At 45.9% G+C, this 24,382-nt stretch carries 21 protein-coding genes; 4 read left to right on the forward strand and 17 right to left on the reverse strand.

Going from position 1 to position 24,382, the window contains the following annotated elements; translation table 11 throughout:
* Positions 1 to 44: 44 nt before the first annotated feature.
* The 5 genes from NST47_RS24620 to NST47_RS24640 form a co-directional block, all read right to left on the reverse strand.
* Complete coding sequence (locus NST47_RS24620; RefSeq protein ID WP_341157488.1) at positions 45 to 506, reverse strand: N-acetyltransferase; 462 nt, start codon at positions 504 to 506, stop codon at positions 45 to 47.
* Between the two features lie 90 nt (positions 507 to 596).
* Positions 597 to 1,760 carry a radical SAM family heme chaperone HemW gene (gene hemW / locus NST47_RS24625; protein WP_341159746.1) on the reverse strand — a complete coding sequence of 388 codons (1,164 nt, stop codon included), beginning with the start codon at positions 1,758 to 1,760 and terminating at the stop codon, positions 597 to 599.
* Positions 1,761 to 1,856: 96 nt separating this feature from the next.
* Positions 1,857 to 3,668 carry a translation elongation factor 4 gene (gene lepA, locus NST47_RS24630; protein WP_341157489.1) on the reverse strand — a complete coding sequence of 604 codons (1,812 nt, stop codon included), beginning with the start codon at positions 3,666 to 3,668 and terminating at the stop codon, positions 1,857 to 1,859.
* 98 nt (positions 3,669 to 3,766) lie between these two features.
* Positions 3,767 to 4,141 carry a hypothetical protein gene (locus NST47_RS24635; protein WP_341157490.1) on the reverse strand — a complete coding sequence of 125 codons (375 nt, stop codon included), beginning with the start codon at positions 4,139 to 4,141 and terminating at the stop codon, positions 3,767 to 3,769.
* 23 nt (positions 4,142 to 4,164) lie between these two features.
* Complete coding sequence (locus NST47_RS24640; protein WP_341157491.1) at positions 4,165 to 5,439, reverse strand: stage II sporulation protein P; 1,275 nt, start codon at positions 5,437 to 5,439, stop codon at positions 4,165 to 4,167.
* A gap of 174 nt (positions 5,440 to 5,613) precedes the next feature.
* On the opposite strand from NST47_RS24640, the gene NST47_RS24645 reads away from it, so the two are divergent.
* On the forward strand, positions 5,614 to 7,323 hold the full coding sequence (locus tag NST47_RS24645; protein WP_341157492.1) for a methyl-accepting chemotaxis protein: 1,710 nt from the start codon (positions 5,614 to 5,616) through the stop codon (positions 7,321 to 7,323).
* A 106-nt stretch (positions 7,324 to 7,429) separates the two neighbouring features.
* Here NST47_RS24645 and gpr read toward each other — a convergent pair whose 3' ends face one another.
* Complete coding sequence (gene gpr, locus NST47_RS24650) at positions 7,430 to 8,422, reverse strand: GPR endopeptidase (protein WP_341157493.1); 993 nt, start codon at positions 8,420 to 8,422, stop codon at positions 7,430 to 7,432.
* Positions 8,423 to 8,620: 198 nt separating this feature from the next.
* On the opposite strand from gpr, the gene rpsT reads away from it, so the two are divergent.
* Complete coding sequence (gene rpsT / locus NST47_RS24655; RefSeq protein WP_076230087.1) at positions 8,621 to 8,893, forward strand: 30S ribosomal protein S20; 273 nt, start codon at positions 8,621 to 8,623, stop codon at positions 8,891 to 8,893.
* 192 nt (positions 8,894 to 9,085) lie between these two features.
* Here rpsT and holA read toward each other — a convergent pair whose 3' ends face one another.
* From holA to NST47_RS24670, 3 genes are all read right to left on the reverse strand, one after another.
* Positions 9,086 to 10,105, reverse strand: a complete 1,020-nt coding sequence (holA, locus tag NST47_RS24660) for a DNA polymerase III subunit delta (protein ID WP_341157494.1) — start codon at positions 10,103 to 10,105, stop codon at positions 9,086 to 9,088.
* 253 nt (positions 10,106 to 10,358) lie between these two features.
* Positions 10,359 to 11,795, reverse strand: coding sequence for a zf-HC2 domain-containing protein (locus NST47_RS24665; protein ID WP_341157495.1), 1,437 nt, complete (start codon positions 11,793 to 11,795; stop codon positions 10,359 to 10,361).
* A gap of 100 nt (positions 11,796 to 11,895) precedes the next feature.
* The gene (locus tag NST47_RS24670) at positions 11,896 to 12,453 is read right to left on the reverse strand and encodes an RNA polymerase sigma factor (protein ID WP_076230084.1); all 558 of its coding nucleotides are present in this window, start codon (positions 12,451 to 12,453) and stop codon (positions 11,896 to 11,898) included.
* Positions 12,454 to 12,864: 411 nt separating this feature from the next.
* Here NST47_RS24670 and NST47_RS24675 point away from each other — a divergent pair, with 411 nt between their 5' ends.
* Positions 12,865 to 14,010 carry a DUF2264 domain-containing protein gene (locus NST47_RS24675; RefSeq protein WP_341157496.1) on the forward strand — a complete coding sequence of 382 codons (1,146 nt, stop codon included), beginning with the start codon at positions 12,865 to 12,867 and terminating at the stop codon, positions 14,008 to 14,010.
* Between the two features lie 69 nt (positions 14,011 to 14,079).
* On the opposite strand, the gene NST47_RS24680 is transcribed toward NST47_RS24675, so the two are convergent.
* From NST47_RS24680 to NST47_RS24700, 5 genes are all read right to left on the reverse strand, one after another.
* The gene (locus NST47_RS24680; RefSeq protein WP_341157497.1) at positions 14,080 to 16,740 is read right to left on the reverse strand and encodes a DNA internalization-related competence protein ComEC/Rec2; all 2,661 of its coding nucleotides are present in this window, start codon (positions 16,738 to 16,740) and stop codon (positions 14,080 to 14,082) included.
* A 127-nt stretch (positions 16,741 to 16,867) separates the two neighbouring features.
* Positions 16,868 to 17,221 carry a hypothetical protein gene (locus NST47_RS24685; protein ID WP_341157498.1) on the reverse strand — a complete coding sequence of 118 codons (354 nt, stop codon included), beginning with the start codon at positions 17,219 to 17,221 and terminating at the stop codon, positions 16,868 to 16,870.
* A gap of 63 nt (positions 17,222 to 17,284) precedes the next feature.
* The gene (locus NST47_RS24690; RefSeq protein ID WP_341157499.1) at positions 17,285 to 17,431 is read right to left on the reverse strand and encodes a hypothetical protein; all 147 of its coding nucleotides are present in this window, start codon (positions 17,429 to 17,431) and stop codon (positions 17,285 to 17,287) included.
* Positions 17,431 to 17,952 carry a deoxycytidylate deaminase gene (locus NST47_RS24695; protein WP_341157500.1) on the reverse strand — a complete coding sequence of 174 codons (522 nt, stop codon included), beginning with the start codon at positions 17,950 to 17,952 and terminating at the stop codon, positions 17,431 to 17,433. Before NST47_RS24695 ends, NST47_RS24690 begins: the two co-directional genes overlap by 1 nt.
* A 79-nt stretch (positions 17,953 to 18,031) precedes the next feature.
* Complete coding sequence (locus tag NST47_RS24700) at positions 18,032 to 18,661, reverse strand: ComEA family DNA-binding protein (RefSeq protein WP_341157501.1); 630 nt, start codon at positions 18,659 to 18,661, stop codon at positions 18,032 to 18,034.
* A gap of 124 nt (positions 18,662 to 18,785) precedes the next feature.
* Here NST47_RS24700 and comER point away from each other — a divergent pair, with 124 nt between their 5' ends.
* The gene (gene comER, locus NST47_RS24705) at positions 18,786 to 19,619 is read left to right on the forward strand and encodes a late competence protein ComER (RefSeq protein WP_341157502.1); all 834 of its coding nucleotides are present in this window, start codon (positions 18,786 to 18,788) and stop codon (positions 19,617 to 19,619) included.
* Between the two features lie 100 nt (positions 19,620 to 19,719).
* Here the strand turns inward: comER and leuS are convergent, their stop codons facing one another.
* The 3 genes from leuS to NST47_RS24720 all read right to left on the reverse strand — a co-directional run bounded on the left by leuS (position 19,720) and on the right by NST47_RS24720 (position 24,376).
* Positions 19,720 to 22,170: a leucine--tRNA ligase gene (gene leuS, locus NST47_RS24710; protein ID WP_341157503.1), complete on the reverse strand. Its 2,451-nt coding sequence runs from the start codon at positions 22,168 to 22,170 to the stop codon at positions 19,720 to 19,722.
* A 394-nt stretch (positions 22,171 to 22,564) separates the two neighbouring features.
* Positions 22,565 to 23,257: a TraX family protein gene (locus tag NST47_RS24715; RefSeq protein ID WP_341157504.1), complete on the reverse strand. Its 693-nt coding sequence runs from the start codon at positions 23,255 to 23,257 to the stop codon at positions 22,565 to 22,567.
* A gap of 321 nt (positions 23,258 to 23,578) precedes the next feature.
* Complete coding sequence (locus NST47_RS24720) at positions 23,579 to 24,376, reverse strand: class I SAM-dependent DNA methyltransferase (RefSeq protein ID WP_341157505.1); 798 nt, start codon at positions 24,374 to 24,376, stop codon at positions 23,579 to 23,581.
* Positions 24,377 to 24,382: the final 6 nt, after the last annotated feature.

Genomic DNA, 24,382 nt, shown 5'->3' on the forward strand with positions numbered 1-24,382 from the left:
TAATTCATAATACAAAAATAACAGACCCGGAGGTCTGTGTCAAGTCAATCCAGCCGCTTCAAAACGGCAATTTCATCACAGCAGTGCTGCTTTTTACAATGAATACAGTCTCGCCATACTTTCTCGGGGAAAATTTCTTTCTCCACGACGGTAAAGCCGTTTCTTTCGAAGAACCGCACTTCATACGTCAATGCCATAATCTTTGGGATATGTTGGGCTCTTGCCTCTTCTGTCAGAAAGTCAACCAGTGCATTCCCGATGCCCTTACCCTTGTAGCCCTGCGTTACCCCAAGCGAGCGTATCTCCACCAAATCCTGACCCAGTCGTGTAAGAGAACCGCAGCCAACCAACCGTTCCTCTATGAAAGCTACAACAAAGGTATCAATCTGTGCAATAAGCACCTCTCGCGACCTCGGCAGCATAATTCCTTGTTCCGCATAACCTTGAATAATATCAAATAAAATATCAACGTCCTCAGGCGTTGCCTTTCTGCACACAACAGTCATTGAAAAAACCACCATTCACAAAAAAATTATTATGAATAAATATACAACAAAACGTATAAAATATCCATTAAAAATTTTTCCGCAAACTTGCTATTCGACCGAAACGCTTAAAAATTCACCGAATACTTCGTTGCCAAGTAACACACCCTGCTCGGTTAATCGATATCCGTCATCTGTAGCGGCCAGCAGCTTTTGATCCATTAATTTATTCAAATGACTGCCAAATACAGCTTCCAGCTCCAGACCAAATTGACGTCTGAAGTCCGCTCGCTTCACCCCATTCAACAACCGCAGGCCCACCATCATAAAATCCTCTATCGCTTCCTGCTCGCTGATCGCATACTCCTCCAACAACGGACGGCCTTGCTGCGTTGCATCTATATACGCCTGAACGCCTCTGATGTTCACATGACGATTACCATGCATATAGCCATGCGCACCAGCTCCCAGACCGTAATAGCTGCGATTCAGCCAGTACATGCTGTTATGACGGCTTTCCTTACCAGGCTTGGCAAAATTACTGATTTCGTATTGTGCATAACCTGCCTCCTTCAAACGTTTCATAATCAGCAGAAACATATCGAGCTCATCATCTTCATCAGGAAGAGGCAGCAGGTTTTTTTGATACAAATTGTGGAACAACGTATTTTCCTCAACCTTTAGACCATAAATCGAGTAATGCGGCAGCCCCAGCGCAAGTGCTTTATCAAGGGAATCATTCATAGCGGCAACGGTCTGGTTGGGCAGCCCGAACATTAAATCAATCGACATATTCGTGAAGCCGACCTGCCGTGCATTCTCAATACTGCGATATACATCATCTGTATTATGAATTCGACCGATTCCTTCCAACAGCGCATTGTCAAAAGATTGCACACCAAAGCTGATCCGGTTCACGCCGCCTTCCTTCATGGCCTGCAGCTTTTCCTTATCCGTCGTTCCGGGATTGGCCTCCATAGAAAATTCAAGCTCAGCAGACTTATTAGGAAAATAAGTATGTACCCTTTTCAGAAAGCTTTCCATTTGATCAGGCAGCAAAACGGTCGGCGTACCCCCTCCAACGAAAATCGTTTGAATCTCACCCGGCGGAATCAGTTTCACCGTCTGCTCCATTTCCCGCTCCAACGCATCCAGGTAGTCCATCACAGGCTGACCCTTCAATATATAGGAATTAAAATCGCAATAGTGGCATTTATTGGTGCAAAATGGAATGTGTAAATACAATGCTTGTGGTGTTTCCTCACGCTGAATCATCAGAATTCCCCTTTCCGTTACCACGCTTTAGCCAGCTGCTTCTATGACGCCAAAAGCAGGTGCTAAGAAGCACCTGCTCTCTCATCGACTTACCTGCTATTCATCCAGTCTTAGCACGGCCATAAACGCTTCCTGCGGCACCTCAACGTTACCAACCTGCTTCATCCGCTTTTTACCTTCTTTTTGCTTGTCCAGCAGCTTACGCTTACGGGAAATATCGCCCCCGTAGCATTTGGCAAGTACGTTTTTACGCATCGCTTTAACGGTTTCACGTGAAATGATTTTTTGTCCAATCGCAGCCTGAATCGGCACCTCAAACATTTGCCGCGGAATAAGCTCCTTCAGCTTTTCACAAATGACGCGCCCACGATTGAAGGCGCGGTCCCTATGTACAATGAACGAGAGGGCATCCACCTGTTCACCATTCAGCATGATGTCCATTTTGACCAGATTGGATTGCTTGTACCCTGACACGACATAGTCAAACGAAGCATAACCTTTTGTGCTTGATTTCAGCTGATCAAAAAAGTCATAGACAATTTCGGACAACGGAATGTTATAGGAAAGCGTAACACGCGTCGTATCCAAATATTCCATATTAATGAATTCGCCGCGTTTATTTTGACACAGCTCCATAATCGCGCCCACATAATCATTCGGTACAATGACTGATGCAACGACGTAAGGCTCTTCCACGTAATCGATTTTACCTGTTTCCGGGAACATCGATGGGTTGTCGATCGTTAATACTTCACCGTTCGTTTGTGTCACTTTGAATATAACGCTTGGCGCTGTCGTAATCAGCGGAATGTTGAACTCACGCTCAATCCGCTCCTGAATAACGTCCATATGCAGCAAGCCCAGGAAACCACAGCGGAAGCCGAAACCAAGTGCCGTCGAGCTTTCAGGCTCAAAGCTTAACGAAGCATCATTCAGCTGCAGCTTGCCAAGCGCTTCACGAAGATCGTTATATTCCGTGCTTTCAATCGGATACAAGCCGCAGAATACCATTGGATTGATCTTCCGGTAACCGGGAAGTGCCTCTGGTGCCGGATTTTTGGCATCTGTTACGGTATCCCCGACACGTGTGTCGCCAACATGCTTAATCCCTGCAACGATGAAACCAACATCGCCTATATTCAATGTATCGACAATCGTCATTCTTGGCATAAAAGCTCCAACCTCAATGACCTCGAACACTTTTTCCGTAGCCATAAACTTGATCTTCGAGCCTGCTTTAATTGCTCCGTCCATAACACGAACATACACGATAACACCTTTATACGGATCATAGTGGGAGTCGAAAATAAGTGCCTTGAGCGGACGTTCCGTATCACCCGTAGGCGCTGGAACCTTTTTGACCACCTGCTCCAAAATTTCCTTGATCCCGATCCCCGCTTTGGCCGATGCTAATACCGCCTCGCTTGCGTCCAGTCCGATCACTTCTTCGATTTCCTGCTTGACCCGTTCTGGGTCTGCGCTCGGCAGATCGATTTTATTAATAACAGGTAAGATTTCAAGGTTATTGTCCAATGCCAGATACACATTTGCGAGCGTTTGCGCCTCTATCCCCTGTGCGGCATCGACTACCAACAATGCACCCTCACAGGCTGCCAGGCTCCGTGATACCTCGTACGTAAAGTCGACATGTCCTGGTGTATCGATCAAATTCAAAATATAGGTTTCCCCGTCATCAGCTCGGTACTCCAAACGAACGGCTTGCAGCTTAATGGTAATACCCCGTTCACGCTCCAGATCCATCTGATCCAGAACCTGTTCCTGCATTTCTCTTGATGAAAGAGCACCCGTATATTCCAATATCCGGTCGGCCAATGTCGATTTCCCATGGTCGATGTGGGCAATTATTGAAAAGTTTCTAATCATTTTCTGTCTGGCATGAATATCCATGTAAGTTGACCCTCACTAACCTGCAAATTTAACAATTCTTCTAATTATAGCAGGTGTGTGGTTTTGCGGCAATGGAGTCACCTTCGTAATCATTTCCCTTAAGCGGTAATCGCCTCAAACAAAGCGACAATTCCCTGTATCCCATAATGCGCCAGTATTTGCAGCAGCCCGCCAATCTTGTTGCCCAATCGACCAACACCCGTTGCTTTGCTGATCACAGTCCGCGGCTCCTCGACTTCTACTTTTTCTTTAACTGCCGTTTCTTTGGATGCCTCACGCACATTCACCGGATCAGGCTCGGCTTTTACCTGTGGCTTTGACTCTGCAAGCGCAGGTTCCATCTGCTGAATTGTTTCTGCAACCACTGGCTCGCGACTGCCCTCAAACGAGCGATTGACCAGCATCAGTCCCACAAAAATGCAAAAGCCCACCACAAACCCGATTACCATCAGCCTGACATATAGATTGTCCATGCTCCTGCTCCCCCATTACTTCACTACTTCGGCTGTGTACTAGGTCCATCAACCTTCTTCACGTTCAGCACGACCTCGGCTATTGCTGCTGCCAGTGCATCTGCAGTCCGGTAGCACTCCTCCAGAGAATTATCTACCCCACCAACCTCGATAAGTACACTGTTCGCTGAGAAGTTTTGATTATATACGCCATTGCCTTCCGCAGCTTTGGCAAACGAGCCTTTGGAGATCCCTGGAAACTTGGCTTCGATAGCTTGATGAATTTGTGAAGCAAACTGTTCATTTTCTTTCCAGTTCGGATTTTTGCCTCCAATAATAAAATAAAGCTGTGCATAATCCTTCCCGTTGATCCGAACTGTCGTTTTTTCCCGCCGCTGTGAATCCCTATGGATGTCAAAATAATATTTCAGATCCGGATGAGAGGCGCTTGCTTCCTGCAAGGTTTTCAAAGAATATTTATAGGAAAAATAATAATTAAAGCCTTTTTCTATAGCAGGATAATTTTTGTCAGAATGGACGGCTCCGATGCCTTCTTGCTCCAGCTTTTGCGCTAATCGTAAACCAACCTTGGTCACATTAGTTTGAGGATCATAGGCTTTGTCAGGATCCTTTACACCATTTAATTCAGGCAAATACGATTCCTGGTTATGGGACTGATAAATGAATGCGACATTTCTGCCTGCAGTTCGTGGGGGCTGCGCGGTCGGCGGAATAACCTTGGTCTCTCCCTCTGTCGTTTCACCCACCTCCGGAAGAGGTGACGGATTAGCAGTAATCGAGCCCTCACCGCCCTCACCATTTTTGGGAATGACGTCTGCCTTGGGTCCATAATCTTCAGGCCCGTCGTCTCCTGTTTGTACCCCCTTGCGCAGCACAACTGAACGATCCTGAGACATACCGGGCATTTCACGGGAAATAAAGGTTTTAGGATCCTTCCAATTCAAATCCGTAACGAGTGTAAACAAAAATCCGGAAACGTTGGATTGCGAAAATGTAAATGTTTGACGATCTGTCTGCATATGCGGCATTTCCATCCCGAGCATGTCCAAAAAAAATCGACTTGAAACCGACGATGCCAAACCTTTCATCGATGAATTTGGCGTCGTATTCGTCAGCTTGGCCTGAGCAAATCCCAAAAGACCAAGCGCCACAAAAAACATTACACACCCCATTAGAAGTGTGGCCATAATGCGGAAATATACAGCTAGACCTTGTCCTATTTTACGATGTTTGTTTACATCCACAGTAACCTCTGTCCACTTCAATTCTGCATCCTCCTCCACCCTGAAACCCGTCATGGATTTGTAGTTTGTTGTACACTGCTCTCTAGTAACAAATCTATGAGCTGTTGGTAGGATCTAGAACGAAAAGATTTCATTTCCCCTCTATCAAAACCTGAATTACCTCTAATCTATTCGTGATATAATAGCGGTAGTTTCCAATTTAGCTGTGTCAGAAGAAAGGGGCTTGCCATGAAAAACTTACCGTTAAAGTGGAAAATGCTTATGGGATTCGGGGTGTTGATCTTATTTTTGGGAGGCGTCATTGCATTTAATTACTTCATGCTTAGCCAGATCAAGCAGAATACCCAGAACCAGTTAAGTTCGGTGAATGCCTCCAAGCTGGCGCTGCAATTTAAAAATATGATCGGTCAGTTGTACAGCAGCCAGGCTGACCTGATTATTAATGAAAATGAAGGCTCAATAGCTGTGTACAAGCAGGACACCCAAACGATCAATGACCAATTAGCGGAAATCCAAAAAAATGTCAGAAGCGATCAGGAGAAGCTGTGGGCAGTGGAAATGGCTACTGAAACCTCTGCTTATCTTTCTACCTTTGATAGAGTAAAAGCGGCCTATGATCAAAGAAAAGCAATGAATGGCGATACATTAAAAGCGACTTATAAGACGCTTGATGACGAGACCGACATACATAAACAAAAGCTGTACACAACGATAGACCAGATGATCGAATACCATGATCAGGAGTTATCCAATCAAAGTCAGCTGCTCCAGAATCACATCGATCAGGACATACGAATCTCCTTAATCACTCTTCCCGTGGCCATTATTGTCGGACTGCTGTTCGCATTATTGCTAGCGCGTATATTGACCAAACCTATGGACCGATTGATTGAAGCAACGAAAAAAGTAGCACAGGGTGACTTGACCGTCCATATTGAGGCTGATTCCACGGATGAAATAGGCAGATTGACCGGCTCCTTTGCTGAAATGGTAACGGATCTGCAGCATATTATTCGCGAGGTTGATGACCACGCCATTCAAGTATCCGCTTCAACAGAGCAGTTGACTGCCAGCGCTGGACAAACTAGTCAAGCCACCGAGCATATCGCCCAAACGATTCAGGTTATGGCCGTGGATAGCGATAGACAGGTACGCAGTGTTAATGAAACCTCGGATGCCGTTACCACGATGAACGCAGGGATTCAACAAATTACAGAGCATACGAATCAGGCAGCGGCCTCCTCAGAGCTTGCTTCCACAAATGCCCATTCAGGTACTCAAACGATTCAATCAGCGGTCCGGCAAATACAATCAATACACGAAACAGTTGGACACATGAACAGTGTCGTGCAGCGGTTGGCACTGCGTGCCAGTGAAATTGGTGATATGAACAAAGCGATCAATAATATTGCTGTACAAACAAATCTGCTTGCCTTAAATGCCGGGATAGAGGCGGCAAGAGCCGGAGAGCATGGAAAAGGTTTTGCGGTTGTTGCTGCAGAAGTACGCAAGCTCGCTGAGCAAAGCGCCAACTCTTCGAAGAAAATTGAGGAAATGATTGAAACGATACAGGAGGATACCGCAGCAACGGTTCAAAGCATGAATCTGGTAACGTCGGAAATGGCGGAAGGTTTAGCTGCTGTACAGTTTGCCGGCAGCTCCTTTGATGAAATTACCCAAGCTGTTGGTGAGGTTAATAATCGTATCCACCATGTACATCAATCGCTGAAAGCCATATCTACCAACACCGAGCAAATGGTAATCGCCATAAATGGGATTGTCTCGACTACAGAAGAAACAGCAGCAGGTGCACAAAATGTTTCTGCTGCGACTGAGCAGCAGTTGGCGTCAATGGAAGAAGTTGCTCTCTCGTCCTTAAATCTCTCCAAAATGGCCGAGAATTTGAGCAGCCTGGTCAAACGTTTCAAGATCGTTTGATTTGGTCAGCAGTAAATCCCCATGTATACCTAAAAACGCCAAGCTATGCGGTATGCCGGCCGCAGGCTTGGCGTTTTGTCATGTTAGTTTAAACAATCAAAATAGACTAATGTGTATAGGCCGCTACATTATTCATCCCTACGACTTCATGCAGAGCGGCATTCAGGCCGCTGGCAATAATATTGGCAATATCCTCAATAAATTCGTCTATCTCCTTTGGGGTGACCAACAGATCGTGTCCCAATGGACTTAATACTTCCTTGACCAGCAGCAGCCGCTCATCTTCCTTCATTTGATCCAGAATTCCGAGAATTTCACCGGTATGGGCGGTCTGCTGTTGAAAATGTTTGTGCATCAGCTCAAACGCATTATTCACAATGGTCGAGGCGTAGACGACAGTTGGCACTCCCACTGCAATGACTGGAACTCCAAGTGTATCCAATGTCAAGCCTTTACGTTTGTTGCCAATCCCTGAGCCCGGATGTATGCCTGTATCGGCGATCTGGATGGTTGTATTCACTCTCTCCAGGGAACGCGAGGCTAGTGCATCGATGGCAATGACCAGATCCGGCTTTGATTTTTCGACGATTCCCTGAATGATTTCACCGGTTTCAATTCCAGTCGTGCCCAGAACTCCAGGTGCTATCGCGCTCACAGGACGGTAACCCGGACTCACCTCTCCTGGCATCAGCTCAAAATAGTGGCGGGTGACCATCACATTCTCTACAACTAACGGTCCCAGAGCATCTGGAGTGACGTTCCAGTTCCCCAAGCCTACAATCAGTACCTTTGACATCGACTCGATCTGGAGCTTAGCCATAAAGGATTCGAACTCCTTGGCAAAGACGGCTGCAACACGATCCTGGAGCGCACTGTCCTTTTTTCTTAATTGGGGCACTTCTATGGTAATATAATGTCCAGGCAGCTTGCCTAATGCAGCGGAACCCTCCTGAGACGTAATATCGGTGGTACTGACCGTGATTCCTTCATTTGTTTCTGATGACATATAAACACCGGGAATTGCCTGACCTGAATTTGAAGCCATATCATGTGCCTCCAAAGCCAGGTCCGTACGAATTGTATAAGCACTTAGATCCATGCTAACATCTCCTTTTACATAGCTATGCCCGTAGTGTGTGAATGTACAGGCAGCCTTATGCAACAATTGTCGGAATCGTTGCGGATTGATCTATTGCATTTTAATATGGGCCGTGTTAGAATATCTAGAGTTGTCAACAAAAGGATCTTTCAAACAAGCACTATGGTTGATGCAAGTTGTATTAGGAGGTGAACGTCAATGCCGAACATTAAATCCGCGATTAAAAGAGTGAAAGTCAATGAGAAGCGTCGTCTACGCAACGCATCCCAGAAATCCAACCTTCGCACAGCAGTAAAGAGCTTTGAAACAGCTGCTGCTAGCAGCAATGTGGAAACAGCAACTGCAGCCCTGGTCACTGCCAGCCAAAAGCTGGATAAAGCAGCGTCCAAAGGCTTAATCCATAAAAATGCCGCAGCCCGTAAAAAGTCCCGCTTAGCGAAAAGACTTAACGCGCTTTCAGCACAAGCTTAATTAACCAATGCGAACAAATAAAAACGACCGCTCCTTCGGGGGCAGGTCGTTTTTTTGAAGCAATAAGAATTTATATGTTTTCAGCGAAGCTGAACGATTCTTATCTCGCAAGAAAAGCTACATTTATAACACGGATGTATCTTCACCGAATAGGCTTCGATCAGAAGCTTTTCTTATGGATCCGGCTCTCGTTCAGGCAACGAGCTTTAACAAGAAAAGCTCCAGACCGAGTGCTTTATCGATTTTACCACTTTTCATTTGGTAGTCTAGATCAGATAATTGATCTAAAATATGTAACAGCTGGCTGACCTCAAAACGGTTGCTCTGTCCGGCAGCAATCTTGACTGCATAAGGATGCAGACTGATTTGTGATGCGATTTGCTGCTGTGAATAACCTTGCTGCTGCAAATCCTTTACCTGGTACATGATACGAAACTGTCTAGCTATCAAAGCCATGATCTTAATAGGCTCTTCCTTGCGCCGCAGAAGCTCAGCCAACATCGTAAAGGCCTTGTCCAATTTAAGCTGTACAATATGCTCAATCAGCAGAAAAATATTTTGTTCAATGCTACGTGTCACCAACTGATCTAATACATCACTCGTGATCGTGCCACCGCGCCCTATAAACATTGCGCATTTATCCAACTCACTCGATAAAGCCTGCAGATTCGTTCCCGTGTACATAATAAACTGATCCTGAACACCAGGTGCAAAAGAAATGCCAGCCTTCTCAGCCTCTCCCTTCAGCCACTGTCCCAGGTCGTCCGCCGATAAAGCAGCGCATGATATCAAGTAATCTTTTTCCTTCAGTGATTTCACGAGCTTCTTGCGTTCATCAAGCTTTTCAGCACTCACAGTCAATACGATAACGGAAAAATCAGCAGGGGATTTTAAATATTCCAGCAGCCGCTCCGGACTGTGTTCTACCTTTGAGCTATCCTTGGCCCCCGTCAGAAACAGCGCATTTGTCGCTACGATCAACTTTCTTGGTCCAATAAAAGGTAACTCCTCAGCTTCTTCTATAACCCTATCTATCGAAGTTTCCGTCAAATCGTAACGGGATACAGCAAACGCTGCATCCTGTGGATCAATAAGACGGCTCGTCAGCTTTTGTAAAAATTCCTGAATTAAATAACCCTCTGTACCGTAACACACATACAGCGGCGCAAATGCACCTTTTTGAATACTCCTTAACGCGGTCTTGAAATCCATTGCTGCTCACCCATTTCCCTCTAAACCTGTTTATATGAGCATTGTAACAACAACAAAGGGATTCCGTCAAAACCTTACGGTTCAGACATCATCCCTTTGCTGCCAAGCCCATCTATATAAACAACCGGGTTAAGGCTCTAGAAACCGTTCCCCGAGTGGTCATACGACGTTATGATTCCATTTCCAACCTAACCTATCATACGCAAGTGAAGCATAATGTGTGTTGGCTCGAATACGAAATATTTGTAAATGGTCACTTTGCTGCTTCCGACCGACTTACGGCATTGATGATGAAAGTCCTTGTGCTTGTTGGACCGCTTATCTGATAGGTCAGCTTGTAATCAGCCGTCCATTCCAGCAATGTAATTTGTTCGGTAACCGCGGCTACATTCATCGATGTAAAGATACTTTTACCATTCTTGTCACTTATAACGACTCGCTTCTCGCTAATGGCTGCCGTGTATGTCTTGTCAGCAGCAGCAAGACTGCTGGCTGCTTGAGTTTGCATGAACGAGAAGCTTTGATCTGCAGTTGGCGCTTCGCCTATTTTGGATTTGGCAGCATTACTATCATTGGCTGAAGCTGTGTTGCCGGTGCTTGGCTGGGCAATCTCTCCTGACCCAGCGTTAGAGTTTTTATCGGAAGCAGCCGAAGATGCTGCATTACCACCGAATAAACCTGGCGCTGCCAAGCTGCTGCGCGGCGTCTCTGCCTGTGGAACAATAGCCTTGGCAGTTGGGTTATCTGCTTTAGCCGCTGGCTGCTGCGCACCAAAGGTTAGAGGTTCTTTCAGTTGTCCGTCACCTGTGCCCGCTTGCAGCGGAGTGGACGAAGAATTCGGAGAAGTGCTCTCAACTGTGCTTGGCGGAGTCATGATCTGACTGTCGGCTGCCGAGCTCTTTGGGCTGGATGCCTGTGGCACAGCCCCGCCTATCTTATTGGAGCCCATATTTGGTGCTGGCGTTGAGTTATTAGCAGGCGTACTCGCAGTCGGAGCCTCCGGAGGCGAAACCAAATCTTTAGAAGACTGGGACGCATTGCTTTCTTCCTGTTTCAGTGCAGGCATATTGCCGTTAACATCCGGTGAGGTATCCGCAGTTGCATTGCTGTTGGACTCGCTCATGCCAGAGGCAGCGGGAGCTGCAGATTTTTCTCTGGAGCTTGCACTGCTCGTTGAGGCGGACTTAGGAGCCATTAGAGCGCCATCTGCATTTTGCATATTGCTCTGTTCTTGCTGATTGAAAACAAAGAAACCGAGTATCAAACCAGCGGCAACCACACCGCCAACGATTTTAGCTGAAACAAAGCTACGTGTCCGACTACGCCAATCTGTAGCTCGGCTTACAGGTACGGTATCTTTACGCAAAGTCTGTGCAGATGAGGTTGTCAGCTTTGTTGGAACAGAGGACGAGATATCACGAGATGCATATGCAGCGTGATCCTCCATGCTCAAAGGAGTTGACACCATATCCATTTGCTGCAGCTTAGGCAGAATCGCATCTACCAGGCTAAACGAAGGCGTGACCTTAGGCAAGCTTTCCAATTGCTCGGATACATTCAATAATCGCTCAAACAACTCTGAGCACTCCGGGCAATCCTGTATATGATCCAGCATTTGATTATATTCTATTTTATCGAGATCTTGATCGAGATATCTCTGCATCAGTTCGATCACCTCTTGGCAATTCATCCCGCACACTACCTTTCTAAAAGATTCACAACTGATATGTGACAGTGCACAACGCTATGCAGTAAACCGACTGAGCATGAGAACCAAGCCTGTTATCTGCTCATCCCCGGGTCGATTCAGTTGATGTTTTTTTGTAATCCTGCAACAACGTTTGCAACTGCTGCCTAGCCCTAAATAAATAGGATTTAACCGTGTTGATGGGCAAATCAAGTGATTCGGCAATTTCATTGTAGGAGAAATCCTGCAAATACCTAAGCACGACGACTGATCGATGATGTTCCGGCAGTTTATCAATGGCCTCTTTAATATCTTCGGCAATATATGCGGACATAACCTCTTGTTCAACTGTCTTTGTTTCTGTAAAGGTCAAATCAAACTGCTCAATGGAAACAGTAGGCTTGTTTTTCCTGAATTTATCTATACATAAATTGGTAACAATGCGCTGGACCCACGTCTTGAATTGCGCCTTTTCTTCATAAGAATTAATTTTTGTATAAATCCGTATTAAAGCTTCCTGCGCGGCATCCAAAGCGTCCTGCTCGTTACCCAAAATGTAATATGCGGTTCGGTAAACATGATTTTCAATCTCACGCAGCAGGGTAATTAGAGCGTCGCGATCGCCCGACTGGGCAGCCTTGATCAAATCTGGCGCTACCACTGGGATCCCCCTCTCTTGCAACTATATAAACGAAACTATAATTAATAATGTTGCACAACAAAAATATAATTAGCTGTATTAAGAATATCAAATTTAAGGGCTAAGGTATACTCCGGCAGTTATTGGCTGAAATGGAAGCTTTCATTTCAGGTCATCAGTTGTCTGCAACATACAAACTATACATGTTCAGCAGGCTGCCTGCCAACAGCTAATATATAGATTTATACACTTTCTCCCTTAAAAAGCTTATCCATAACACCCTAGTCTTCCAATAATTGTGCTAGAAAATGATACTATATAATATTTACACAAAGATAATTGTCATGTTCACCAATGACCCATGTATTTATTTGTTATAAAATAATCAAAAGAGAACTTAATTGTCGAAACTATGTTGGAGGGAATCTCACCATGCCGGAAGCTCAGGAAGATCGAATTTATTGGATAGATACTTTAAGTCGAATTGCACAACCCGTGCTGTATCATTTGACCAACCGTCAGCTAAAAGAAAAAATGCCCGTCGAAGGAAAAATCGATGACAGGCCTATGTATACGCATTTGGAAGCATTGGCTCGCCTATTAACAGGAATGGCACCTTGGCTTGAAACTGGCAGTCATGAAGGTGAAGAAGGACGCTTGAGACAGCATTACGCCGATCTCGCCAGACAAGCCATTGATGCCGGTACAGATCCCTCATCTCCTGATTTCATGAATTTTTCCGAAGGTTATCAACCCATCGTAGACGCGGCCTTTCTGGCTCATGCCATTCTTAGGGCACCCAAAGAACTGTGGGAAAAGCTAGAGCCGCGGGTACAGCAGCAAGTGGTAGCGGCTCTAAAAGCAACCCGGACACGCAAGCCAGGGTTTAACAACTGGCTCTTGTTCGCGGCGATGATCGAAACCGCTCTTTTCCGCGCTGGTGAAGAATGGGATCGGATGCGTGTTGATTATGCAATCAGGCAGCATGAGCAATGGTATAAAGGAGACGGTATCTACGGCGATGGGCCGGAGTATCATGCGGATTATTACAACAGCTTCGTTATCCAACCTATGTTGGTTGATATTATTGAAGCTGTTGCCAACGAAGAAGAGGCTTGGGGAGCACTACAGGAGCGGATCGTGAAGCGGGCCCAACGTTATGCTGTACAGCAGGAGCGCCTGATATCACCTGAAGGCACATTCCCAGCACACGGTCGCTCACTAGCCTATCGCTTTGGCGCTTTCCAGGTTTTGAGTCAAGTCGCGCTGCGCAATGAACTGGATGCCACTATCGAACCAGCTCAAGTCCGCTGCGCTCTAACTGCAGTTATTCGACGGATGATTGAAGCTCCTGGCACATTTGATGAGAACGGCTGGTTAACTATCGGATTCTGCGGCCACCAACCGGAGGTTGGCGAGACGTATATATCTACGGGCAGCTTGTATTTATGTTCTGCCGTGTTTTTACCGCTGGGATTAAGTGCATCTGATCCTTTCTGGCAGGGCCAAGCGGATTGGTCAGGAAAGAAGGCGTGGAGCGGGCAAGGATTCCCGATTGACAAGGCATTAAAAGATTAATAATGATGGACTCGTTCAAAATCTGAGCGAGTTTATTTTTGTTTATGTAAATAACTCATACGCAGCTAATTATCGGTCCATTTTAAGCTTTGTCCTCACCTTTATCTCACCGTTATTAACCGTCATTTGCACTTCTCCCATCCAATCCGTACGCATAATCTGAATGCCGTGCTGCTGTAAACGCTCTATAACTGTAGGATGCGGGTGACCATAAACATTGCTTGCACCTACAGATATAACCGCCATTCGAGGCTGATAGGCTTGGAGCCAGGTGTTCGATGTAGAAGTCTTGCTTCCGTGGTGTGCAATCTTCAGCACATCAATGGGTCCTTGCTGCATAAGTTCAGGCAAATTAAGCGGCTTATCCTTAGCATCAAAGAGGCTACTTGTATGCGTATTGTCAATGGACTTGGAAGCAGCTGTCATTTGTGCTACAGCCGTTTCGGCAGCTTGATCCATATCTCCGGTAAATAGCCATCTTGTATTTGCCATACGCATCATGAACACAACCGATTGGCCATTTTGCTCTTTTTCTATACGCAGCCCCTCTGCAGCTTCACCCGGAATTGGGTGCAGCACCAATAGCTCTGTAGACGTATCTACCTTTAGCGTGCTTCCGGCACTGGCTTTAACAAGCTTCACCTGCTTATCCAAGGCAGTCTGGAACAATTTTTCTACGGCTGGGCCTGGTTTGAAGGTACCATTATACACCAGCTGCTTTACCGGAATTTGCTCCAATACAGCTTGCAAGCCACCGATATGATCGGCGTCCTCATGAGAGATGACTAAATAATCAATCTGCTGTATGCCGCGTTTTTTTAATAGCGGTACTAGCAGCTTGCTTCCCACTTCATACGGATTTTTGCGCAGCTTCCATTCCTCTCCCGGTTTATGAAAGCTCACTGTTCCACCACCATCAATCAAGATTACACTACGACTTATCGGTGAACGTATTAAAATACTATCCCCCTGGCCCACATCGATAAAATCCACATGTCCCTCCCCTGCTGAATGCCAACGGTCAGGAACATAGGCATATACCAATAGGGCGATCAAGCTTATGCCTGCCAGTGGCAGAGGCAAGTTTTTCTTCATCCAATTCCATTTCATTTGGCCATTTCTTTCAAGCTGCCAGCCGGGTCGAACAGCCTTTAGCATAGGTTCAGCTGCTTTATGATGTTCGTTTTTCAAACGAATAAGCAAAGCTACCAGAAATGCGAGAACCAGATAGTAACCAACCATCCAACCTATACTGGGGCTTGGCCAAATTGTTTGAAAGCCATCCCATTTACTGGAGATCGAAACGACCATGAACACCCAATCGTTGACCTTGGCGACAAGCCAGGCTAATGCCTGCCCTGCAGGAACGTAGATAAAGCCGATAACCAAAGCTGCAGTGCCTCCCGGCATCGTGACCATACTAAACACAGGGACCAGACACAAATTGGCTGCCAGCGACAGCAGTGATAATTGATTAAAATAATAAATCGATACCGGAAAAGAAATCAATTGAGCCACTAACGAGATCGAAAGTGTATTTTTCCATAGCTGTGAACGGATCGGCATGATAGTGTTAACAGGCGGTACTCCGACAATTAACCCTATGGTTACCAAAAATGAGAGCTGAAAGCTGACATCCAGTAAGTAATAGGGGTCCCATAACAGCATGACAAAACCTACGAATAGAACGGAGTGCAAGCCGTCCTTTAATGTATGACGATACGCCGCATATAAACCGATCATCGCCATTAATCCTGCCCGAACAATAGACGGTGAGCCCCCTGTTAGAGCAATGTATAGCGGCATCAGTGCAATAGCTGTAAGGATACAGGTCTCTCTCGTAAAACGTAATTTACGCAATACCCATAGCAAACAAGCAAGAAATACCGCAACATTCAGTCCGGACACCGCTAAAATATGTGTTAATCCAAGCTGTGAAAATTGCTGAAATTGTACAGGGTCCATATCGTCAGTTAAACCGATCAGCATGCTTTGCATAAATCCTCCCTGAGCAGCAGGAAATATGTCTGAAATTCGTTGCGCGAGAATCATTCTAAATTGATCATTCCAGCGTAATAGAGAATCCAGAGTCCATGTTTGTGGCTGTGTAACCTGCATGGATGCAATCCCTTTAACGCTCACAATCCAATGAATATGCTGCAGCCTCAAGTAGTCGCGATAATCAAACCCGTCAAAATTCCGCGCTTCGGCTGGGAGCTTGACTATCCCTTGGAGAACGACTCGATCTGCCCTCTGCCAGGAATAGGCACGCTGCTGCTCCTCGCGGGTTAACAGCTTTACATTTACTGCTATCGGCTCTTTTACAAACTTGGGCTTTGCGCCGAGCTTGCTGGACTCATCTTCCTGTTTCTCCTGCTGTTGGCTTTCAACCATTAAAGTAAAGGATGCCTTATCCCCGTCAACCTCTACCCGTGATGCAATGAAGCCTGCCAGAACCATGCTGGCTTCTCCAACTCCTTCTGCATCACGCGGCAGTGAAATATCACTGCGATTGGATTGGTCATAGTTCTCATAATAGCCTGCTCCAATCAACACGAGTAGTACCGCGCATACGCCTATTCTGAATTTTAAGCCCAACCCCCAATATATAACCATTACTATTGCCAATAATAAACTTACATATAGAGATAACCAGTCCAGATTGAATAAATACGCCAACGCATAACCGCTAATCCACAGCAGCGTGCATACTACGAGAGGTCGATTCATCCAGCAGCCTCCTTTACATCATTCATATAATAACGGATACAACGCAAAAAAACCTCTTGCACCTGAGGGTGCATGAAGAGGTTCTTCCCCATAATAGCTATTGATTATCCTTGTAAATACCCGCTGTCTACATATTTACATATTTGCGAATCTCAGCTTCACTTTGCTTGAGAACTTTAGCTATTGTTTCAATTGACATACCACCAGCATACATTTCTTTAACAACCTCAATCCTGCCTTCTTGTTTAGCATAGTTAATAGAAGTTATGCTATCCATCAATTCTTTTTGTCTAGCATCGATTTCGTGCATTTTAGCTTCATCTGCAAATGCTTTAATTCGTTCCAGGTATGCATCTGAAAGCAGTGAATCTTTATCTGAAATCATTTTCAATTCCTCCTCAGATTCAGCATTTAAAAACTTCAACCATAGCTCAAGCCTATTTACAGGCTCCTTTGATTCAGTTAGCTTGGGAAGCTCCAAAAAATGAAGCCTTCAGGAATTTGTCTTCCATACAGCTTACTCCAATAATAAAGAGATCTCTCACTAAACATATTGTGACTGCTCTTTGGCAAGCTCATTATTGATGATCTCTTCAACTTCCACTTTGCTGCCAAATACCATCTTGAATAAAATATCCAATTTCATAGGAATGAATTTTCGCGGTATATGGTCCACAGATCTCCTGTCCATTACTCCGCTCCATCCTTGATAGGATCACTAGTTCCTGAAGGCGGTACATAGGACTCCAAACTGCGAAAAATAATTCCTTTTTGCTCCATCAATGCCGTCACCTTGGCACTGTCCTTGTTGTATGGACGATGGTACACGATTTCGGTAACTCCACTGTTGGCCAGCATGTTCGAGCAGGTCCAGCACGGCTGATCGGTTACATAAACAACAGAATTCTCACGATCCTTCGGATCTGTAAACAGCAACAGATTTTGCTCGGCATGGATGGTGCGGATGCAGCGTTGTTTTTTTAGAACCTGCTCAGAGCCTTCAAGATTTAAAAGCTCATATTCTTCTACAAGCATGCAGCCGGCTTCCGAACAATCCGGTACCCCCATAGGCGCACCATTATAAGCAGCACCCAGAAGTTTTTTTCCTTGCACCAGTACAGCTCCAACATGTCTGCGGTTACAGCGGGAACGGGTGGAAGCCATATAAGCCATATCCAAAAAGTAAGTATCCCAATCTTTGCGGGTTGTCATTAGTAGGTTCTCCATAAGTTATAATAGAATAGGTATTGATACTATTTTCTCATACTTTTCCTCAAAACAAAAGACATCATCAAGGTTCCAGCACCAGATAGGGCTTCATTTTCTCCAGCAGCTTCGTTCCGATCCCTTTCACATCCAACAGCTGATCGATTCTCTGAAAACCTCCAATTTGCTTGCGATGGGCAATAATTGCTTTGGCTTTGGCTTCACCGATGCCAGGTATGGTAATCAACTGAGCTTGCGTGGCTTTGTTAAGATTCAGCGTGCCTTTAGTTGATTCTGGCTTGGCAGCTGGGTCAGGTAACACTGGATCGGGCTTATTCACGGCAGGTGCGGCCTCTACCGCTAGTGGGTCTGGATTCGTTTGGGCGGTGGCTGCTGTGTCCTTGGAAACATTTTTATCTGTGCTAGCTTTTGCGGGTTTTGAGGCATTTTTTTCCTGTTCACCGGTTACTTCTGCCTTCTTCAGCTTTTCTTCCGACTGCTTGAGCAAAAACGTCTGCATCTCTTCATTAGCATTGTGCCATCCGGTCGACTGGGACAAACTACGCCCATACCAAGAGTAGCCCCACCATACCATGACCAAAATAATAGCAGCAGTTACAAGCCACACTACCCATTTGATGTTCCATCCACTGTTAAGGTTCAAAAGCAAATTCCCTCCGTTCTGGTGAGAGTAAATTTGAATAAGATTCATCATTACGTTCCATTTAGATCGTTTACTGTACCATTCCCTCTCATGAACACAGTTCAATTACTGGTATAATCCCAACCTCATCCGCATACGCATAAAGGAAGGTCTACTGATCCAAGGGGGGATGGCTATGCAAGTTGGATTCATCGGTACGGGCAGCATGGGCAGCATATTAATCGAAGCGTTCATTCAAGCGGGTGCGCTCCTACCGGAGCAAATTACGATCACAAACCGCACCCTGTCCAAAGCAGAACGATTAGCAGTTGCCTATCCCGGTATCCGAGTTTCCCACTCCAGCATTGATGTTTTACATCATTCAGAAATTACGTTTATATGCGTTAAACCATTAGAGTATAAAGCAGTCATTGATGATCTGAAGGACGAGATAGATGGTTCACATATATTCGTGTCCATAACTAGCCCCGTGCTTATTAGTCATTTGGAAGGACAGCTCAACTGCAAGATTGCTAAAATAATACCCAGCATCACCAACTATGTATCCAGCGGTGCGACACTATGCATGTATAGTGATCGCATGTCTGAGCAAGATATTGAGCTGCTCGAGAATTTATTTGCCTTCATCAGTACACCGATACGTGTATCCGAGGAATATACGCGTATCTCATCTGACCTGACAAGTTGTGGACCCGCATTTATAGCTTATTTCTTACAAAAATTTGTCGATGCCGCTGTTGAGGAAACTGGAATTTCCGAACCTGAAGCGACACGACTGGCATGCGAAATGCTGCTTGGAACCGGCAAGCTGCTGACCGTTGGCGGGTTCACACCTCTGTCCTTGCAAAAGCAAGTTGCAGTGCCAGGTGGAATTACGGCCGAAGGGCTCCGTATAATGGAAAATGAGCTGCACGGGATGTTTAATAAACTAATCCGCACAACTCATTCCAAATATGAAGAAGATGTGGAAAAAGTGAAAGCACGGTTTTTCGGCGCAAGTGCCGACTAACGCGATGCTTTCACGTTTTTCCTCGTATGAACCGTCCGTGCAACCGGACGGTTATTTAAAATTGACAAGTAATCAGGATTTGATTAGCAGCCAGCCTCGATTAGCCAACTACGATGTTAACAAGCTTTCCTTTTACCGCGATTACTTTCCTTACGGTTTTGCCAGCCATAGCTTCCTGTACCTTCTCAGAGCCCAACGCCAATTCTTGCAGAGCCGCTTCATCTGCGTCCTTGGAAACAAGTGCACGCTCCACGATTTTTCCATTCACCTGTACCACGATTTCGATTTCATTATCTACAGTCCATGCTTCGTCATACACAGGCCATTCGGCATAAGTCACTGAGCCCGAATGCCCCAGCTTCTCCCACAGCTCTTCAGCGATATGAGGTGCAATCGGGGAAAGCATTTGGACAAAATGCTCCATCGCTGCTTTGGGCAAACGATCTGTTTTATAAGCCTCGTTCGTAAAAATCATCAATTGGCTGATTGCCGTGTTAAAACGCAGCGCTTCAAAATCCTCGGTAATTTTTTTGATCGAACGATGCCAGGTACGCTTGAAGGATTCACTTCCCAAGGTCTCGTCAGAAGAAATCTTGGAATGAAGCTGACCATTATCCCCGACAAACATCCGCCAAATCCGGTTCAGGAAACGGAAGTTGCCTTCAACGCCGTTAATATTCCAAGGCTTCGTTGCTTCTAGCGGTCCCATAAACATTTCGTACATCCGCAGTGTATCCGCGCCGAATTCATTAACGATCTCATCCGGGTTAATCACGTTACCACGCGATTTACTCATTTTTTCATTGTTTTCACCCAATATCATGCCTTGATTGACCAGCTTGTGGAAAGGTTCTTTCGTTGCTACCACACCCAAATCGTACAACACCTTATGCCAAAAACGTGCGTACAGCAAGTGAAGCACCGCATGCTCGGCACCACCAATATACAAGTCCACCGGCAGCCATTTTTGTTGAAGCTCCTGTGAGCACAGCTCCTTGTCATTCTTTGGATCGATAAAACGCAGATAATACCAGCAGCTGCCTGCCCATTGCGGCATCGTATTTGTTTCGCGGCGCGCTTTCATGCCGGTCTCAGGATCTATGGTTTCTACCCATTCTGTGACAACAGCCAGTGGTGATTCTCCTGTACCCGAAGGAGCGATTTGCTCGATATCCGGCAGCAGCAAAGGCAATTGATCGACAGGAACAGTTTTCATTGTGCCATCCTCAAGATGTAAAATCGGAATCGGCTCACCCCAGTAACGCTGACGGCTGAATAACCAGTCACGCAGTCTATATGTGACCTTGCCATAACCTTTGCCGTTCGACTCCAGCCATTCAATCATCGTGGCAATCGCCTGCACATTCGTCAATCCGTTCAACAGCTCTGAATTAACATGCGCTCCGTCTCCTGAATAAGCTTCCTGCGTAATGTCTCCGCCTGTAATAACCTCAACAATCGGCAGGTCAAATTGCTTGGCGAACTCCCAGTCACGTTGATCATGTCCAGGCACAGCCATAATTGCGCCTGTTCCATAACCAGCCAGCACATAATCAGAAATCCAGATCGGTACCTTCGCCCCATTAACCGGGTTGACCGCATATGCACCTGTGAATACACCGGATTTATCCTTGGCCAGATCCGTTCTCTCCAGATCGCTTTTGTGTGAGGCTTTTTCCTGATAAGCCTTCACTGCTGCGTCCTGCTCAAGTGTTGTAATGCTCGCTACCAAATCGTGCTCAGGAGCCATAACGCAGTAGGTGGCACCAAACAAAGTATCCGGGCGAGTGGTAAATACCTTCAAGCCTTCACCTTGATGACCATCAATCGCAAATACGACCTCGGCACCCTTCGATTTCCCGATCCAGTTCCGCTGCATATCTTTAATCGACTCGGACCAGTCCAGCTCCTCCAGATCATCCAGCAGCCGCTCTGCGTACTCAGTAATTCGCAGTACCCACTGACGCATCGGCTTCCGCACGACAGGATGATTACCGCGCTCACTCAAGCCGTTAATGACTTCTTCATTAGCCAACACCGTACCCAAAGCCGGACACCAGTTCACAGCAACCTCGTCTACATAAGCAAGCCCTTTGTTATACAGCTGAATAAAAATCCACTGCGTCCATTTATAATAATCCGGGTCGGTCGTGCTGACCTCGCGGTCCCAATCGTAGGAGAAGCCTAGTGACTTGATTTGACGGCGAAAATTATTAATATTTTTGATCGTTATGTCACGGGGATGCTGTCCCGTATCCAATGCATGCTGCTCTGCAGGCAGACCGAACGCGTCCCAGCCCATCGGGTGCAGCACGTTGTAGCCACGCATCCTTTTATAACGGGAAACGATATCCGTAGCCGTGTAGCCCTCCGGATGTCCAACGTGAAGTCCGGCTCCCGACGGATAAGGAAACATATCCAACGCATAAAATTTTGGCTTGCTATCGTCCTCCAGCACTTTAAAGGATTTATGATTGTCCCAATATCCTTGCCATTTCGGTTCGATGGCCTGCGGGTTATAGCCCTGCTGTTCTTTAATTTCCTCTGTCATTCTGTTAATCCCCTTTCATTATGTCCAAACAAAAAAGCCCCTCATCGCTAGCGCAACGGCTAGGGACGAGAGGCGTGCTTCCCGTGGTACCACCCTAGTTAACATCGAGCATGCTTTGCCCGTGTTCACTCTTCCCCTTAACGCGGGGGCAACGATCCGGTTAGACTTGTGTGTGCTCTGTTGACGTCTTCAACATCAGCATCGTTCAAGCATTGACCTTCTGGCTCCAAGACGAGTTCACTCTTCCCATATGCCAGCTCTCACCCTAACACTGACTCTCTGAAAAATGGTACGTAGCTACTACTTCCTATCACTGCCGCTAGTTCATATAAGGCGATTATATGTAAAAAACGGCTGCTGTGTCAAGTCACGCCTGCTTGTACACACCGTTTTTTCAATAAAATAGCCATTTGATGATGGCAAGAATGAATAAATGAGCAGGATAAAACGATAACCAGAGCCACCGTGGAATCGTAAAGGGGATTGGTCTCGCTTTGGCTCCCCAAATCAGCCAGATCGTAGATACCATGCTAATATATTGATAAATCACGCCGCCCGTCCAGTAATAGTACAGGTTCAAGAAAAAATGCAATAGCAAGGCAAAATAGGAAGATGTGTACCTGAAGATCAAAATCATCATCAACGCGTAGGTGCCGTAATCCGTTGGAATCCAGCTAAACAACAGGAAAGCCGCACAAGCAATCAGGATTTGCAATAAAATAATCCGCGTACGCTCCATCGCAATCAAGGTCAAAATGCATATAAAAAAAGTACCGATCACATTGACTTCTATATAGTCGAAGGCCCACATAAATGGAAATTGGGAAATGAGCGCTAATAATCCCAACCGCAGCACGTATTTCTGAATATTATGCGTGTAGAGATATCCTTGAACGATACCAAAAGCATACAGCGGAAAAGCAAGACGACCAATAAAACGCAACACCAGAAATTGATCCGGATATAAGGCTGCTCCAATATGATCAATGAGCATGGTCAGCATGGCTACAATTTGGAGCAGTTCCCGCTGCATCCCCAAAGGTTGCGCCTTAACCAAGGGCTGCACAGTGCTGTTTTCATCGCTCATTAGGGTTACCCCCGCTTTCTCAATTAGATAGTGTCCTTCATGCCGTGAATAAACCTCGATAACCACTATATATAGCGGATCGAGGTCTATTTGGCGATAGTCAGCATGATTAGAGAGCTTCCCAAATGGAAAAGATAACAACATCAGCTGTCAATGGAACAACTACAGCAGCTCCGATCACTCAGGAACGAGGTGGGTCATATGTTGGGTATCATGAACGGAATTTTGTTAGCTTTACCACTATGGGGAATCATTTTATGTATATGGAGTCTGCTTATGAAGCTGTAGCAGCGCATAAGCGTTGGTTCAGATTAAGTCCAACTACTTCCTCGCTATAAAAAAAGCACGCTGCGTTGAATCTGTTGCTGGCTTCCACACAAAATCACCGAAACAAAGCACTTCTTTAAAACCAACCGCCAATAGCTGCTGCTTTAGCCATGAAAGCGAATAAGCACGCTGCGAATGATATTCCTCCAAACGCTGGAAATAGCCTCCTTGCTCATAGCCAGATTTTCCAATGCTTGCAGGAACCTGACTAAAGATCGTTAGTGAATGCTCAATTTCACAGCGTTCCTCATCCAGCTCACTCGTCCAAATATAAGCAATATCGTCTTCATTTAGAAAAAAAGGCTGTTCCTCCGCATAGCTTTCCAGCTGAAGGGGAGTGTGGACATCGAACACAAATATACCCTCGTCTTTGAGACCATCGTATGCCTGTCTGAACGCCTGCTGCACATCCTCTTCCTCCAGCAAATAATTCATACAATCACATAAGGAGATGACCGCATCAACCTGGACCGGCAAGGACCAGTCGCGCAAATCCTGCTGCAGCCAAGTCACTCTACCTTTTCCCTGAAAAAAATGCTGAGCTTCAGCTTCCTGCGCCTTTTGCTGTGCTACCGCCAGCATATCCTCAGACAAATCGATGCCATAGACTTCGTAACCTTGCTGCGCAAGCGGCAGCGCTATACTGCCTGTACCGCACCCGAGATCTGCAATCGTTTGTGGAAGCCCATATTGCTTCCAGCACTGCTGCAGAAATTCAAGCCATTCAGCGTAAGGCATGTCCACCATCAATCGGTCATAGTAATAAGCAAATTGATTATAAGCCACACTCATTCAACA

This window comes from Paenibacillus sp. FSL H8-0034, assembly GCF_038000305.1.
Lineage (GTDB): Bacteria > Bacillota > Bacilli > Paenibacillales > NBRC-103111 > Paenibacillus_S.

Excerpts from the sequence above, each read along its gene's own strand:
- NST47_RS24620 (WP_341157488.1), bottom strand. The coding sequence starts at position 506 with ATGACTGTTGTGTGCAGAAAGGCAACGCCTGAGGACGTTGATATTTTA.
- hemW (WP_341159746.1), bottom strand. The coding sequence starts at position 1,760 with ATGATTCAGCGTGAGGAAACACCACAAGCATTGTATTTACACATTCCA.
- lepA (WP_341157489.1), bottom strand. The coding sequence starts at position 3,668 with ATGGATATTCATGCCAGACAGAAAATGATTAGAAACTTTTCAATAATT.
- NST47_RS24635 (WP_341157490.1), bottom strand. The coding sequence starts at position 4,141 with ATGGACAATCTATATGTCAGGCTGATGGTAATCGGGTTTGTGGTGGGC.
- NST47_RS24640 (WP_341157491.1), bottom strand. The coding sequence starts at position 5,439 with ATGACGGGTTTCAGGGTGGAGGAGGATGCAGAATTGAAGTGGACAGAG.
- NST47_RS24645 (WP_341157492.1), top strand. The coding sequence starts at position 5,614 with ATGAAAAACTTACCGTTAAAGTGGAAAATGCTTATGGGATTCGGGGTG.
- gpr (WP_341157493.1), bottom strand. The coding sequence starts at position 8,422 with ATGGATCTAAGTGCTTATACAATTCGTACGGACCTGGCTTTGGAGGCA.
- rpsT (WP_076230087.1), top strand. The coding sequence starts at position 8,621 with ATGCCGAACATTAAATCCGCGATTAAAAGAGTGAAAGTCAATGAGAAG.
- holA (WP_341157494.1), bottom strand. The coding sequence starts at position 10,105 with ATGGATTTCAAGACCGCGTTAAGGAGTATTCAAAAAGGTGCATTTGCG.
- NST47_RS24665 (WP_341157495.1), bottom strand. The coding sequence starts at position 11,795 with ATGAATTGCCAAGAGGTGATCGAACTGATGCAGAGATATCTCGATCAA.
- NST47_RS24675 (WP_341157496.1), top strand. The coding sequence starts at position 12,865 with ATGCCGGAAGCTCAGGAAGATCGAATTTATTGGATAGATACTTTAAGT.
- NST47_RS24680 (WP_341157497.1), bottom strand. The coding sequence starts at position 16,740 with ATGAATCGACCTCTCGTAGTATGCACGCTGCTGTGGATTAGCGGTTAT.
- NST47_RS24690 (WP_341157499.1), bottom strand. The coding sequence starts at position 17,431 with ATGGACAGGAGATCTGTGGACCATATACCGCGAAAATTCATTCCTATG.
- NST47_RS24695 (WP_341157500.1), bottom strand. The coding sequence starts at position 17,952 with ATGACAACCCGCAAAGATTGGGATACTTACTTTTTGGATATGGCTTAT.
- NST47_RS24700 (WP_341157501.1), bottom strand. The coding sequence starts at position 18,661 with ATGATGAATCTTATTCAAATTTACTCTCACCAGAACGGAGGGAATTTG.
- comER (WP_341157502.1), top strand. The coding sequence starts at position 18,786 with ATGCAAGTTGGATTCATCGGTACGGGCAGCATGGGCAGCATATTAATC.
- leuS (WP_341157503.1), bottom strand. The coding sequence starts at position 22,170 with ATGACAGAGGAAATTAAAGAACAGCAGGGCTATAACCCGCAGGCCATC.
- NST47_RS24715 (WP_341157504.1), bottom strand. The coding sequence starts at position 23,257 with ATGAGCGATGAAAACAGCACTGTGCAGCCCTTGGTTAAGGCGCAACCT.
- NST47_RS24720 (WP_341157505.1), bottom strand. The coding sequence starts at position 24,376 with ATGAGTGTGGCTTATAATCAATTTGCTTATTACTATGACCGATTGATG.